This window comes from Chloroflexota bacterium (assembly GCA_014360905.1).
Lineage (GTDB): Bacteria > Chloroflexota > Anaerolineae > UBA2200 > UBA2200 > JACIWX01.
This window is the reverse complement of sequence record JACIWW010000022.1, coordinates 37711-52078: the sequence shown is the minus strand read 5'-3', so window position 1 is coordinate 52078 and position 14368 is coordinate 37711. Positions and strand designations below refer to the sequence as shown.

The window sequence follows — 14368 nt, the reverse complement described above, 5'->3', positions numbered from 1 at the left end:
ACCGAAAACGTGTTGGACACGCTGCACATACCGATACCTACTTAGAAAGGAGCGAGGCAGCCTGGTGTCTTTATCATTTGATAGAACCATCACGTGTCAGTGACATTATCATTTGATTTTGCGCGAACTCCACCCTCATTCTATGCTTCACGTTTTCAGCCTTGCGTTTCTAGATCAAATGAAGCGCTGCAATCACCGGGGCGAACAACGAAGAAACCAGGGACATCACGGTGATCAGCGTGTTCATCGAAGGGCCGGCCGTGTCCTTGAAAGGATCGCCTACGGTGTCGCCGACGACGCTGGCTCGGTGTGCATCAGAGCCAGGACCACCGAACTCGCCTGATTCGATGAACTTTTTAGCATTGTCCCACAAGCCGCCGGCATTCGCCATGAGCAGGGCGAAAATCACACCAGTGAAGATGCTTCCACCTAAAAAGCCTCCCAGTGCCTCAGGGCCAAGGACAAAGCCCACTATCAGGGGCAGGACCACCGCTAGAAAAGCAGGCAAGACCAGAGAGCTCAGGGCCCCTTGTGCCGCCAGGCTGACACAGGATGTATAGTCCGGTTTTTCTGTGCCCATCAGGATGCCAGGTCTTTGGCGGAACTGGCGACGAATTTCCTCGATCATCTTGAAGGCATTGTTAGTCACCGCAAGCATGGTCAGTGCACTGAAGAGCGGCGGTGTCATTGCTCCCAGCAGGGTTCCAGCAACAACCACTGGGTCGCGCAGGCTCAGGTACAACTGTACTCCTCTTATGCCCACTACCTGAGCATAGGCAGCAAAGAGGGCCAAAACGGTAAGCGCGGCTGCGCTGATGGAGAAGCCTTTGGTAATCGCTTTGGCCGTGTTTCCCGCCGCATCGAGCACATCGGCAGTTTCGATCACATCGTGCGACATGCCGGACATCTGGGCAATGCCGCGCGCATTGTCCACGATAGGACCGTAGGCATCTGCGGAGACGATCATCCCGCTAATGGTTAACATGCCCACGGCGCTAATGCCCACGCCATAGATGCCATCTAACCCTGCACGGGCAGTCAGAAAATAGGCGACGAGAGTGGCAATGGCAATGCCTACGATGGGGGGTACAATGCTGATCAATCCGTAACTGAAGCCAGTGATGATATTGATCGCCGCTCCAGAGTCGGAAACCCGCGCCGTCTCCAATACCGGACGCCGATCAGGGGAGGTATAGTAATCAGTGGTGAAGCCAATCACCACACCTGCAATAAGCCCAGCTAATGTGGCCCACAACACGCCCAAATTATAATTGCCTATAACAGTTACCAACGCTGCTAGCAGGGCAAAGATCAGGGCGGTGAAAATGGTACCACGATTGAGTGCCTGGCCCGGCCTGCCGTCCTTGCCCACGCGGACAAACTGCAAGCCAACGAGCGATGCGATGATGCCTAACGTGCACAGGACGAGAGGAAATACCGTATAGCGTACCTGAAGCGCCGGACGGTCTGCAAAGAGCGCTGCGCCAAGCAGCATCACTGCTACGGTGCTAGCCACATAGCTATCGAAAATGTCCGCTCCCATGCCGGCCACGTCACCCACGTTATCACCAACGTTGTCCGCGATCACGGCTGGATTACGTGGGTCATCCTCTGGGATGCCTACTTCGACCTTGCCCACTAAATCGGCGGCGATATCCGCTGTTTTGGTGTAGATGCCGCCCCCTGCTTTGGCCAGCAGTGCCAATGTGGATGCGCCAAAGCTGAAGCCAAGGATCACCTCCGGATCACCGCTCAGCAGATAGGTAACGCTCATGCCGACGAGCCCTAGCCCTACGGTGGCTAATCCCATCACCGCGCCACCGTTGAAAGACACCCGAAAGGCACGGCTGAGGCTTTCTCCAGCAGCGGCTGCCGTGCGCACGTTCGCGGACACCGCCACGCGCATCCCCATGTACCCAGCGACTGCGGAGCAAAGCGCACCGGTGACAAAAGCCAAGGCCATGCTTGTGCCACGCAGTGGTTCGAACTGGATTGTCTTTAGCCCCAGGTGCTCAATGTCAAAGCTGAAGACAAGGGCAATGACAATACCCAGGCCAATTGCTAGTAAACCAAGCGCCAGGTACAAACGGCGCAGATAAGAAGTGGATCCTTCGCGGATCCAGGAGGCGATCTCCTGTGCCCGTGCCGGCCCGGGATCTTGTTGTTCCACCCAACGGTACAGCCAAATTGCTGTGCCGACAGAGACTGCTCCTGCCAGCGCGGCGGTGAATACCCATAATTGCATCACATCCACTCCTCCATACGTACACACTAAAGACTCGAAGCGCTGAAACGCTAAGAATCCTTCGTGTCTTTGTGGCACAAACACAGCCCCAAGCGTCAAAGCAGCATACTCCATGTCGCTCCGACTCGCTGCCCCGACGATGAGGCTGGATTAGTTGTCCGTTATCACTCACTGTTTGCGGATCAGCCTTGACTTCGGGCAGTAGCCTTCCATGGGTTGCAAACCAGCAGAAGCTGATGCTACTTCTACATTTGCATGGAACGCCACCAGAGATAGTGCTTTTGGCGCAATTCATCTGGCGAGGGCATGGGGAAGTAGATGAGTTGTTGCTCATTCCCCACGAACACCCCGTCCTTGATCATGCGATATGGAAAGCGAACGGGTTGAATGCGGTTGACCATCTTGGCGCGAACGGTCTTGGTCTTGAGTTCTATCAAGCATTGTCGCAGGTGCTCGATGTTGGAATAAGGCAAATCCTTTACCGCCCCATGCTCTGGGTCATAGGCCAAATCCCCTAGTTTCAGCTCGACGAAACACACTGCAGGGAGAGAGAGCAAGCTAATGGGTGTCTTGACAATGAGCTCGTAGAACTCGCGCGGGCCAAGAGCACTAGCCACAAGAGGATGCACTGGCGCGATCTCCTGATAGAGGTGCAGCCCGCTGTCCTCCTTCGGAAACTCCGTGGACGGCTCCAGAGCCAATGATCGTCCATCTTGTGTTACCAGATACAGTTTCTTCAGTGCATCCAAGGAGACATGCTCCAACACACGGTAAACGGAGATGTAAATGGAGCGTTTGGGGCTGCCATCTTCGTGCGGCACGCAACGACGCAATCCTTCGTCAATGCGGAAGTAGGGATGGCGAAAGGCGGGGTCAACCTCGAAGAAGATGGCTTGTTCGCGCGCTCTTTTCTGCGTGCCACAGGCATAATACGCTCCAAACTCCTCCGGTGGCAACATCGAAACAATGAGTGCCTCTGGTATCAAGGACAGGTATAGATAACACACAGCAACCTCTCCCTCCTTTGGGTTCGAGTTGGCGGCCAGTCCTGCTCTGCTCCTGGAACAAATTATACCATGGCTTATGTCCAGAACAAATCTGCCTAACACAGCGTTCACCCTGCGAGCTGTCGCAAAGAAGGCACTTTAAGGAAAACAAACACAGCGAAGGCTAGAGTGATGCCCGCCCCAATGGCCACACTCGCAACTACGCCAAAAGCCTGGGCAAGGGTTCCCGCCAGTAGGCTGGAGAAAGGCATTGTGCCAAAAAAAGAAAGCGTGAAAACTGCCATCACTCGCCCACGCAGCGAATCAGGGACGAGGGATTGAATCAGGGTGTTGATGGTGGCACTCTGGATGACAAAAGTCAGGCCAACTAATGCCAGACAAACCAAAGAGAAGGTGAAAGAGCGGGTAACTGCGAACAGCAGGATAAGCACAGGAAAAAGCAGACTGCCTGCTGTCAGCAGCCAGCCCTTGTGGTGGAACGAGCCTAGCGAAGCAACCAGTAGAGAAGCGACTAGCGCTCCCATACCCGTGGCCGCATTCAGCATGCCTAGGCCAGTTTCGCCCACACGAAGCACGTCAACGGCATAGACTGGCAGCAGGACAGAGTAAGCCAGGCCAAAAAGCGAGGCGACACCAATCAAAGCAATCATCGCCATTACCTCGATGTTGTTGCGGATATAGCCCAAACCGGCTTTGATCTGCATAAGGAGCGGCTCAGAGTGCCTTGCTTGTTCAACGTGAGGCAGGCGCATCAACCAGAGGGCCACAATCACGGCAAAGAAGGTAACCCCATTGAGAGCAAAACACCATGCCGCGCCCAAGCTAGCCAGGATGATACCACCTACCGCCGGCCCGACAATGCGCGCCATATTGAATATAGTGGAATTCAGCGCAATAGCATTCAACAAGTCGCGCCGATCATCTACCATGTCTACGCTCATTGCTTGGCGGGCAGGTGCATCGAAGGAGTTCGCCATACCCAGCACCATAGCCAGCAATGCGATGTGCCAAACATGCAGCGCTCCCGTTGCTGTCAGTGCAGCAAGCACAAAGGCTTGCATAGTCATGACGGTCTGGGTGGCCAGGAGCAGAGTACGTCGGGAAACACGGTCCGCTAGAGCGCCAGCAGGCAACATGAGGAACAGGGTAGGGAGGTTGCCGAAGAAGGAGATCGTGCCTAAGGTCAACTTGGACTCGGTTAGTTCATAGACCAGCCACCCCTGCGCCACCCATTGCATCCAGGTGCCCATGAGCGAGATGGTCTGGCCAAAGAACCACAGGCGGTAATTGCGATGTCTCAGCGCGGCAAAAGTAGCAGGCATTTGCCAGCGCCGGTTTGAAGTGGAATAAATTGTCCGTTGCGGCATCCGCGTTTTTTCTTGACAGCAAGACAGAAAGCGTCTATTCTAGCTACCCTACCACAATATAGAGCAGAATCGTCTCGTTGTCAATCGGAACGCGGTGGGGTTGGGACATTAGGGAAGAGAGCGGCTAAAAGAGCCACCCTACTGAAGAGTTGCTCCCATGGTCATCCCAAGCCTCCCTCCAATTACACCGATGCTGCATTCTGGTGTATCATACTTCTGCAAAAGGAGACGCACTCGCTACAAGGAGGGATTACTATGTTGCAGGAATTCAAAAAGTTCGCCATGCGCGGTAGTGTCATTGATTTGGCTGTTGGCTTTATCATGGGTGCTGCGTTCAACAAGATCGTCACTTCGCTGGTCAATGACGTCTTGATGCCACCCATTGGACTGCTGTTGGGCAAAGTAGACTTTTCCAACCTCTACATTAACTTGTCCGGACAGCACTATGACTCTCTGGCCGAAGCCCAAGCGGCCGGTGCTGCAACACTGAACTATGGCTTGTTCATCAACACAATCATCGAATTCGCAGTCGTGGCTTTCGCGCTTTTCCTGCTGGTGCGACAAATCAATCGGATGCAGCGCGCTGCTGAACCCACTACGCCAACGACGAAAGAGTGTCCCTATTGTTTCAGCAGCATTCCCATCAAGGCGACGCGCTGCCCGAATTGCACGTCTCAGTTGGAAGGATCTGCGTAGAACCTAACACAAACATGGTACGTAGAACGCAATGCGTAAAACGTAGTTGGTGTCTACGAGCCCTTCCCCATCCGGTATAGCTTGGAACCGCAAACCGGGCAGGTGCCCCTGACCGCGTGTCGGCCATTCTTCAAAACAACCTGTTCTGGATTCTTGATTTCCTGCTGCTTCTTGCACTTGAAACAATACGCTTTCATTTCAGTCCTCCCTCAAATTTTGAGGCAACAATCTGCCCGGTTGCCCAGATGCATTATACCGCAATGTAAAGTAAACCAAAAACAGAGCACACAACATGAAACTCATAAAAACGAAAGCCACCCAATTTGCCTACCGCCGCAGGCTCTCTATAATCCCAATTATGGCTTCCTCGGTTGCTACGGTGCTACAAGAACTGCGCTTAAACCCGCGCTTTGCAACACAGATCACTGCCTGGCAGCGTTTGCCGGCTCGGCCTGGGCGGTTTAGCCCTGTGCCCGATGGCCTGGAACCCCAGTTGCAGGAGGCTTTGCGCCGACAGGGCATTCAGCAGCTTTATGCGCATCAGAGCCAGGCCATTGCTGCTGCCTTGCGCGGAGAGGATGTGGCCGTCGTCACAGGCGCGGCTTCGGGCAAGACGCTGTGTTATAACGTGCCCGTGCTCAATGCCTTGCTGCGCGACCCTCAGGCACGGGCGCTGTACCTCTTCCCTACGAAAGCTCTGGCCCAGGATCAACTTGCCGCCTGGCAAGGGATGAGCCAGGATTTACTTCCGCCAACAACAGCCGCTACATACGATGGCGACACGCTGGCCTCTGTTCGGGCACGCCTCCGCGAGAACACCCGCGTGCTCATCACTAATCCTGATATGTTGCATGTGGGTATCCTGCCCCATCACACCCGCTGGGCAACCTTTTTTGCCGGCCTGAAGTACGTCGTCATAGATGAGATGCACGCCTACCGCGGCGTATTTGGCAGCCATGTGGCGAATCTCCTGCGTCGCCTGCGCCGCATCTGCCGCTTCTATGGTGCGCACCCCACCTTTATCTGCTGCTCGGCGACCATTGCCAATCCTCAGGAGCTGGCCACTCTGCTTGTGGGACGGCAGGTGTTGCTGGTAGATGACGATGGCTCGCCGCGCGGTGAACGCCATGTGATCCTCTATAACCCGCCGTTGGTGGATCAGGCGCAGGGAATACGCCGCAACCTGCTCCTCGAAACCGCTACCGTGGCTGACTTTTTCCTGAGCAAGGGATTGCCGACCATCGTCTTCAGCCAGGGGCGGCTGTCCACGGAACTGCTGCTCACCTACCTACGCCAGGCGGCGGAGAAGCGCGAGCAGCCTCCCGGCAGCATCCGTGGCTATCGCGGCGGCTATCTGCCGCGCGAGCGGCGCGCCATCGAACGCGGTTTGCGCGAGGGGAAGGTGCGTGGCGTGGTGAGCACCAATGCCCTAGAGCTAGGGATAGATATTGGCGAGTTAAGCATTTGCGTGCTGGCGGGCTATCCAGGCACCATTGCCAGTACCTGGCAGCAGGCAGGTCGGGCAGGACGGCGGCAGGATGTCTCGGCTGCTGTGCTCGTTGGTGGGCCGTCTGCGCTGGACCAGTACCTCCTGTCGCACCCATCCTTTTTCTTCGGGCGCACGCCTGAGGAGGCACGGTTATCGCCAGACAATCCCTTCCTGCTGCGCTCGCATCTCAAGTGTGCTGCTTTCGAGCTGCCCATTGCCGACGACGAACAGTGGGCTGGAGACGTAGATGTCCCTTCGCTCCTGAAAGAGCTGGCCGAAAGCGAAGGGGTGCTGCGCTACTCACGTCAACGCTGGTACTGGATGAGCAACTACTATCCGTCCCAAGAAGTGTCTTTGCGTACCGCCACGCAAGATCATTTTTCCATCGTCGAGAAGGGCAGCGGACAAGTCATCGGACAAGTGGACAGTCTCAGTGCACCCATGCTGATTCACCCCGGCGCCGTGTACCTCCATGAAGGGCAATCCTACCTGGTCGAAGAGCTGGACTGGGAGGAACGCCTCGCGCACGTGCGCGCTGCCAAGACTGATTACTTCACCACGGCAGACCTGTCCATGCAGGTGGAGGTACTGCGCGTGCTGGAGTCATCGTCAGAGCAGGCTACCTCGCGCGTGCATGGAGAAGTGCGCGTGCGCACCAAGGCCGCTCATTTCCAGCAAATCGCCTGGTACAACCACAAAAAACTAGCTACCCTGCCCCTTGACTTGCCGGAGCAAGAACTGCTAACGACCGCCTACTGGTTGAGCCTGGGCGAGGAGGTGGTGACGGCAATGCGCGATCTGGGTGATTGGACCATTGCGCCCATCGTGTCATATGGGCCCAACTGGGCAGCGCAACGCCGACGCGCACGGGAGAGGGACAGGTACCGTTGCGTTCACTGTGGAGCACCAGAACCACCCGACCGCGAACACGATGTGCATCACATTCGTCCCTTCCGCACCTTCGATTACCGCCCCGGGCAGAACGAGAACTATCTCGCTGCCAACGACCTGTCCAACCTGGTGACCCTATGCTCAGAGTGCCACCGCCGCCTGGAAACGGCACGCGCCATGCAAGGCACGCTGGACGGTTTGGCCAACCTGTTGCGCGCCCTGGCACCGCTTTATCTCATGTGCGAGCCGCGCGACTTGGGCGTAACGGCTGATCTGGATTTCCCCTTCACACGTGCGCCGACGGTGGTGATATACGATGCGGTACCCGGTGGCGTAGGCTTCAGCGCTGCGCTGTACCGCTTGCAAGATGATCTGCTGCGAGCTTGCCACGAATGGGTGCGTCAATGCCCCTGCGAGGAAGGCTGCCCGGCCTGCGTAGGCGCGCCGGTGGAGATAGGTATGGGGGCTAAGGAGCGGGTGAAACAGTTGCTGGAATGGGTACTTGAGTAGTCTTTTAACCGCAGAGGTGCACCCCTAATATCTGATGGATCTGGGAGACTCGTCAGGTCTAGAGGGCGGCTTTTTAGTCGCCTACCTAGTCAACTACAAGGGCCAGAGGCACGTTCTCACGCCATGCCATCAACGAATAGCTGTGCCAAAAACGAATGAACGAATCTCAGTCCATTCGTTCCCCCATTTGTTGACGACCGTTACCCCAACTGCTCTCAGCGGACCACAGTCTGCCGTCACTTTTGGCGCAGACTGTGGTCCACGCCAAGCGTCAGAATGAACTTCCTTCGTGCCTTTGTGTCTTTTTGGTGAACTATCAAAACTGATGCATCGTGCGGTTGATGATGTCGTCCTGAGTTGCCTTGTCCAGGGTAACGAAGAGTGCACTGTAGCCAGCGACACGTACCACGAGGTCACGATATTGTTCAGGATGCTTCTGCGCCGCCAGCAGCGTCTCCGTGGATACCGTGTTGAACTGCACATGCCAGCCTTTCAGCATCTGAAAGCCGCGCAGCAACTGCACCAGGCGCTGTAGCCCCTCCTCGGTACGCAAGCTCTCTGGCGACAGCCTCAGGTTCAGCAACTGTGCAATCATCTTGATCGTGGGAAGCTTGGCAACGGATTGCATCACCGCAGTTGGACCCTTTGTATCCGTGCCATGCACGGGCGAGACGCCCTCTGCAATCGGCTCACCGGCTCTCCGCCCATCCGGCGTGGCGCATACCGGCTGTCCCAGTGGAACATTGGCGGAGATGTTGGAGGTAGAGCCAACGTAAGTGCAGCCAATGGGTCCGCGCCCATAGCGTGTGGTGCGATAGGCTTTGATGTCTTCTAGATAATCGCTCAAGACCTTAACTGCCAGTTCATCCACTTCATCCAGATCATTGCCGTATTTCGGCGCGGACAGCAGCCGCTGCCGAACCCGCTCTCCCTCCACGCCAGCAAAGTTGGTTGCTAACGCTTTCATGATCTGCTGGGCGCTGAGCACTTTGTCCTCGAAAACGAGTTTCTTCAGCGCCATCAGCGCATTGGCCACATTCGCCAGGCCCGATTGCAGCCCACTGACCACGTCGTACACAGAACCGCCTTCCTTGATCGTCAAGCCGCGGGCGATGCAATCGTCCACCAATGCCGAGCAAAAGGCATCGGGCACCAACTCTTCCAGCGCGAGGTCGGCGGTGGTGTCCATCACGACATGGGCGTGAGTATAGAAGCGGAGCTGGTCGAGAAAAGCGTCATAGAGCTCATCAAAGGAGCGGAAAGTGAGCAAATTCCCACGCCCGGGGTGCAGGCAAACGCCTGTGTTGGGATCACGCCCATCGTTGTATGCCAGCTCCAGTACCTTCAGCAAGTTCAAGAAGCTCATGCCGGTGTTGCGATAGCCCCATTTGCCTGGGACAGCGGCTTCCACGCAGCCCACGATAGCATAGTCATAGGCGTCTTCTGGACGCACTCCCTTTTCCAACAAGGCCGGGATGATAATCTCGTCGTTCTTCATGGCAGGCATGCCAAAGCCAAGGCGGATGGTGCATGCACACTCCATAAGGAAACGCTCAGGCGTGCGCGCGTGATAGCGTGCGGAGACGTTGGGCTGTGTCAGACGGGTCTCCTGGATGGTGCGCAACACGGCATACGACAGCTCGTTCGTGGCATCCCGCCCATCGGGCGTTTGCCCACCAATGGTGACATTTTGGTAGGTGGGGTAGCCAATGCCAAAGCGCGTATGTGCCCAGGGACGGATCTTGTTCACCGAGAACAACTTGAGCCACAGACATTGCAGGACTTCCAACACCTCTTCTTCGGTGAGACGGCCTGCGGCGACATCTGCTTTGTAAAATGGGTAAGTGTATTGGTCGAGTCGGCCCATGGAAAAGGAATGGCCATTGCTCTCGATCTGCGTGATGAGATGCACAAACCAGGCGGACTGTATCGCCTCGTACCAGGTGCGTGGTGGATGAGCAGGAACCCAGCGGCAGGTTTGGGCGATGCGCTCTAGTTCCGCTCGACGTTGCGGGTTCAATTCATGCACCGCCTGGCGCTCCGCCTCTTCGGCATAGCGGGCAGCAAAGCGTATCGCTGCATCAATGGTGATGAGCACCGCTTCCAGGAAGAGACGCTTCTTTTGTTCAGCAGCGAGATAAGGATTCAACCGTTGCAGAGCGGCTTCCGCCTCTTGGCGCACGCCCAGCAAGCCCTTCTCCATTAGCTTGCGGTAGTTGACGATGATATGCCCATCGCCAGATGTAATATTGCCGCGCCCAGAGATGACGCCGATCTCCTGGGCTTGGCGCACCCAGTTAGGCAGGGTCGCCATGGCACGGTCGAAGAGGGTGCGCCCACGCCAGTAGGGCAGAATATCTTCCAACAGCTCGCGCCTGACCTCAGGATGAACGAGAAACAGGTCTGCCGCACGCGTAGCAAATTCGTCTATCTCGGTCTCGATCCAATCTACCGAATACTCCGGGAAGATGGGAGCGGCACGCGGTTTGCTGGCCTGGTTGCCGACGATGAGCTCTCCTTCGCCTATGTAGATGCTCATGTTATCCAACACGTGTGCCAGAGCCTTGGTCCGCCGCAACACTGGCGGGTCTGCCTCATGGGCACGGCAAGCTTCGGTAATATAGCGTGCCCGTTCCACGCATACTTCGGGCATAGTAGCCAGCAATGCTTCGCGCATGCGCTGGATGCGTTCCGTAGTGCCCGCCCGAGGACGAGCCATAACCAAATCTGCTCTTGCTTCGACTTCTGTCGCCATTGGAATCCCTCCCTTAACCACCCACTTTGACGATCAAGCCATGGCTGCGGATGATCTCCGCCAACGTCTCTGCCTCCCCTTCCTTCATGGGCGGTACTCCCGTCATCGAATAATTGCGTCCCAGTGCACCATACTTGGCTCTGCCCAGCGTATGATAGGGCAGGAGATGGATTTCTGCAATGCCGAGGCGGGAAGCAAAGTCAGCAAGCTGGTGCAAGTGTGTTTCATCCGTATTGAACCCCGGGATCAGTGGAAAACGCAAGATCACATTGGCTCCTGCTTCTACCAGCCGCTGTACATTCTCTAGAATGAGCTCGTTGCCTGACCCTGTGGCCTGAAGATGCCGTTTCGTATCCATGTGCTTGATGTCGTACAGCACCAGGTTCAGATAGGGCAGCAGCATTTCCAGCACCTCCCAGGAAGCCTGGCCGCAGGTCTCCAGCGCGGTATGCAAGTGCTCCGCCTTGGCGAGGCGCAGCAGCGCCAGGGCAAACTCCGGTTGGCTTGTGGGTTCGCCGCCCGTCAAGGTCAAGCCGCCCACCGCTTGGCCATAGAAGGCGGCATCGCGCAGGACCTCTTGGAGCACCTCGCCCGCGGTAACCACCCGCCCGATGAGCCGCAATGCTCCTGCAGCACAGACCGGCATACACTGGCCGCAATAGTCACAGCGCCACTCATCGCGGACTATTTTCCCCTCTTTCAACTGCAACGCTTCCTGGGGGCATACGTCCAGGCAATCGCCGCAACCAAAGCAATTGGCTGGGAACACAGCCACTTCTGGCGTGGGCCGCTGCGATTCTGGATTGCAGCACCAATCGCAGCGCAGGGAACAGCCTTTGAAAAAGACGTTGGTACGCAAGCCAGGCCCATCGTGGAGGGAGAAACGCTGCAAATCGAAGATGATGCCCGACGTCTGCTCAAGCGTGGCACGCAAGGCGGGATCTAACACTTCTGACACACAACTCATGTCGCTCAAACCTTGTGAACCACGCCTTCTACTTCGGCACCAGGGTTAGCAAGCCCTCCATGTTCGCCACGATGTCTTCCTTTTCGTACAGCATCGGGTGATGCCGCACGTCCTGCCAGGATGTGATCATGTCTCCGTAGTGTTTATGTAGAGGCTGGCCTGACTGGCCAGTGGTGTGCTGCGAGCGAGAGTTGTGCCATTCCCCAACATCAATGATCTGGCGGTACGAGGCGACCACGCGCACGGTAAAATCACCACGCTTGTAGCCTGCATTGTCGACCGTCTCTCCGCTGCCACAAGCTGGCACCGGGCCACGATTGAAAAGAAGATGGAGGGGCTTGACACTGCCCAGAGGGTGCTCAAAGAGAGCAACATGCACCTTGCCCCACGCCCATTGAGCTTCTTTGTTGCCTATGAGATCGCCAAACCTCCTGCCCCAGAACTCCATGGTCTCCGCCATGCTACGGCGCAGGACGTCATCGCGGGTTTCCACTTCAGGCGTGGATACGTCATCAAACCAGGAACTGCTCGCATTGGGGAATAGGTTCAGCAAAGCCGATGGGAAGCCAATGAACTCGCTCTCCTTGATGCCTGCTTCTTTCAATTCATCGCCAAAGCTGTTGACCAGAAGCCGCCACAACAGTACCTCCATGATACCTGCACTACCACTATCGCTCTCCAGACGTCCTTCCCATTCCTTCAAGAACTTGAATGCCCGCTCCTGCCGCCAATCCGCCGGCCCCAATTGCAACACATAAGGCAGCAATTTGCTCCCCGGGATGGAGTAAGTATCTGCCTGAATATCCCGGAAATCATCCAGTGTCAGCTTGTCTTTGGCTTGCAGAAGATCAATGATGCGTTGGGCACGGAATGGTTCAGCCCATTCGTCTGAAATGAAATAGGGGTAGTCATCTGGAACCACTTTGTGGTTAGCAGTAACGATATAATGGGTAGGCGGATTGAAAACGAAAGGCAATTCCTCAAAGGGTATATAGCTAGTCCATTCATACTCGTCCGTCCAGCCAGGAACTGGCAGCAGCCCCTTGCCCTTGCCTCGGATGGGAATATTGCCCGGCATCTGGTAGCCGATATTGCCTTCGATATCTGCATAGACAAAGTTCTGTGAAGGAGCTTGCCAGTAGCGCAATGCCTCACGAAATTCTTCCCAGTTGCGGGCGCGGTCTAGGAGGTAGACACTGTGCAAAAGTTGCCCACCTTCGAGCGCCGTCCAGCGCAGTGACAATACGTCTTTTGCCTCAGGCACGACTGGTGTCATGATCGGGCCATGACGCGTGAGGCGCACAGTCAGCTTCTCCGGCTCCGCGCGGCCCTTGACCCTGATTTCCTCTTCGATAACGGTCATATCTTCCCAAGCACCCATGTATTCGTATTGATTGGCGTTGTCAGGATTGACTTTCTCTACATAGAGGTCTTGTACATCGGGGCCGACATTGGTCACACCCCAGGCAATATAGCGGTTGTGACCGATGATTACGCCCGGTACGCCCGGAAAAGACGCACCCACGACATCCAAGCCATCACCTACCAGGTGGATTTCATACCAGATAGAGGGCATTTGAATGCCCAAATGGGGGTCATTGGCCAGCATGGGCCGACCGGTCACCGTCTTGGTGCCATCCACGACCCAATTATTGCTACCTAGATAGGGCCCGTGCATGCCGATCAATGCCTTGACCTGCTGATAGCCTTCGAGAAGCTCTTCATCGCAATAGGCATAGCTCTTCGCCTCTGGCGGGATGATAAAGGGACCCTCATCTGGGTAGGGAGGCACCAATTCACGCACCTTCTCTTCTCCCAGAGCTGAAAGGATCTTGGCCCGCAGCAATTCAGATTCCCAGTTGCCACCCAGATTCATGCACATCACTTTGCCCCAGGCCAGAGTGTCTGCGGGCGTCCATGGTTCTGGCTGGAAACCCAACAGGGCGAATTCCAGAGGGAGCCGGTCGAGGTGAGTCGTGATGAAAGCGTTTACGCCATCCGCGTAGGCCTGCAATATGGCGATTACTTCGGGGGGCAAAACCTGCAAATCCGCCTGTGCGGCACGGTACAGACCGATGGTGCGCAGGAAGCGATCGGATTTCAGCGTGGCCTCGCCGAGCACTTCGGAGAGACGCCCAGCTCCAATACGGCGGTTGAACTCCATCTGCCACAGGCGATCCTGCGCATGTACGTATCCTTGGGCGAAAAAGAGGTCATGCGCATTTTGGGCAAAGATGTGCGGCACCCCCCACTTATCACGGTACACTTCCACGCGGTCTTGCAAACCAGCAACCTGCAATGTGCCATGGGTCTGCGGAAAACTGCGGCGGACGAACAGGTAAGCCACGCTACTCACGAGCAAGACAAGCACCAATACCACTATTAGAACGCTCAGCAGGATCTTGCGCAGCAATCGCATCGTGCCCCTCCTTTATGTTGAT

8 protein-coding genes are annotated in these 14368 nt (G+C 56.2%); 2 read left to right on the top strand and 6 right to left on the bottom strand.

The window, feature by feature from the left end:
• Nucleotides 1-169: 169 nt before the first annotated feature.
• The 3 genes from H5T67_09675 to H5T67_09665 all read right to left on the bottom strand — a co-directional run bounded on the left by H5T67_09675 (nt 170) and on the right by H5T67_09665 (nt 4574).
• Complete coding sequence (locus tag H5T67_09675) at nt 170-2245, bottom strand: sodium-translocating pyrophosphatase (GenBank protein ID MBC7245581.1); 2076 nt, start codon at nt 2243-2245, stop codon at nt 170-172.
• A gap of 245 nt (nt 2246-2490) precedes the next feature.
• A complete protein-coding gene (locus H5T67_09670) occupies nt 2491-3204 on the bottom strand; it encodes a hypothetical protein (GenBank protein ID MBC7245580.1) in 714 nt (237 codons plus the stop codon).
• A 155-nt stretch (nt 3205-3359) separates the two neighbouring features.
• Nucleotides 3360-4574 carry an MFS transporter gene (locus H5T67_09665; GenBank protein MBC7245579.1) on the bottom strand — a complete coding sequence of 405 codons (1215 nt, stop codon included), beginning with the start codon at nt 4572-4574 and terminating at the stop codon, nt 3360-3362.
• Nucleotides 4575-4874: 300 nt separating this feature from the next.
• Here H5T67_09665 and mscL point away from each other — a divergent pair, with 300 nt between their 5' ends.
• Both mscL and H5T67_09655 read left to right on the top strand, forming a co-directional pair.
• On the top strand, nt 4875-5315 hold the full coding sequence (mscL, locus tag H5T67_09660) for a large-conductance mechanosensitive channel protein MscL (protein ID MBC7245578.1): 441 nt from the start codon (nt 4875-4877) through the stop codon (nt 5313-5315).
• 292 nt (nt 5316-5607) lie between these two features.
• Nucleotides 5608-8205: a DEAD/DEAH box helicase gene (locus tag H5T67_09655; protein MBC7245577.1), complete on the top strand. Its 2598-nt coding sequence runs from the start codon at nt 5608-5610 to the stop codon at nt 8203-8205.
• Nucleotides 8206-8521: 316 nt separating this feature from the next.
• Here the strand turns inward: H5T67_09655 and H5T67_09650 are convergent, their stop codons facing one another.
• The 3 genes from H5T67_09650 to H5T67_09640 are packed head-to-tail and all read right to left on the bottom strand — an operon-like array spanning nt 8522 to nt 14346.
• Nucleotides 8522-10924 (bottom strand): glycyl radical protein, encoded by a 2403-nt coding sequence (locus H5T67_09650; protein MBC7245576.1) that lies wholly within the window; start codon nt 10922-10924, stop codon nt 8522-8524.
• A 49-nt stretch (nt 10925-10973) separates the two neighbouring features.
• Nucleotides 10974-11918 (bottom strand): glycyl-radical enzyme activating protein, encoded by a 945-nt coding sequence (locus H5T67_09645; protein MBC7245575.1) that lies wholly within the window; start codon nt 11916-11918, stop codon nt 10974-10976.
• Between the two features lie 37 nt (nt 11919-11955).
• Entirely contained in the window at nt 11956-14346 is a 2391-nt protein-coding gene (locus tag H5T67_09640) for a penicillin acylase family protein (GenBank protein ID MBC7245574.1), read from the bottom strand.
• Nucleotides 14347-14368 lie beyond the last annotated feature (22 nt).

Coding starts and splice junctions, on each gene's coding strand:
- H5T67_09650 (MBC7245576.1), bottom strand. CDS start 10,924: ATGGCTCGTCCTCGGGCGGGCACTACGGAACGCATCCAGCGCATGCGC.
- mscL (MBC7245578.1), top strand. CDS start 4,875: ATGTTGCAGGAATTCAAAAAGTTCGCCATGCGCGGTAGTGTCATTGAT.
- H5T67_09640 (MBC7245574.1), bottom strand. CDS start 14,346: ATGCGATTGCTGCGCAAGATCCTGCTGAGCGTTCTAATAGTGGTATTG.
- H5T67_09665 (MBC7245579.1), bottom strand. CDS start 4,574: ATGCCTGCTACTTTTGCCGCGCTGAGACATCGCAATTACCGCCTGTGG.
- H5T67_09655 (MBC7245577.1), top strand. CDS start 5,608: ATGAAACTCATAAAAACGAAAGCCACCCAATTTGCCTACCGCCGCAGG.
- H5T67_09670 (MBC7245580.1), bottom strand. CDS start 3,204: ATGTTGCCACCGGAGGAGTTTGGAGCGTATTATGCCTGTGGCACGCAG.
- H5T67_09675 (MBC7245581.1), bottom strand. CDS start 2,245: ATGCAATTATGGGTATTCACCGCCGCGCTGGCAGGAGCAGTCTCTGTC.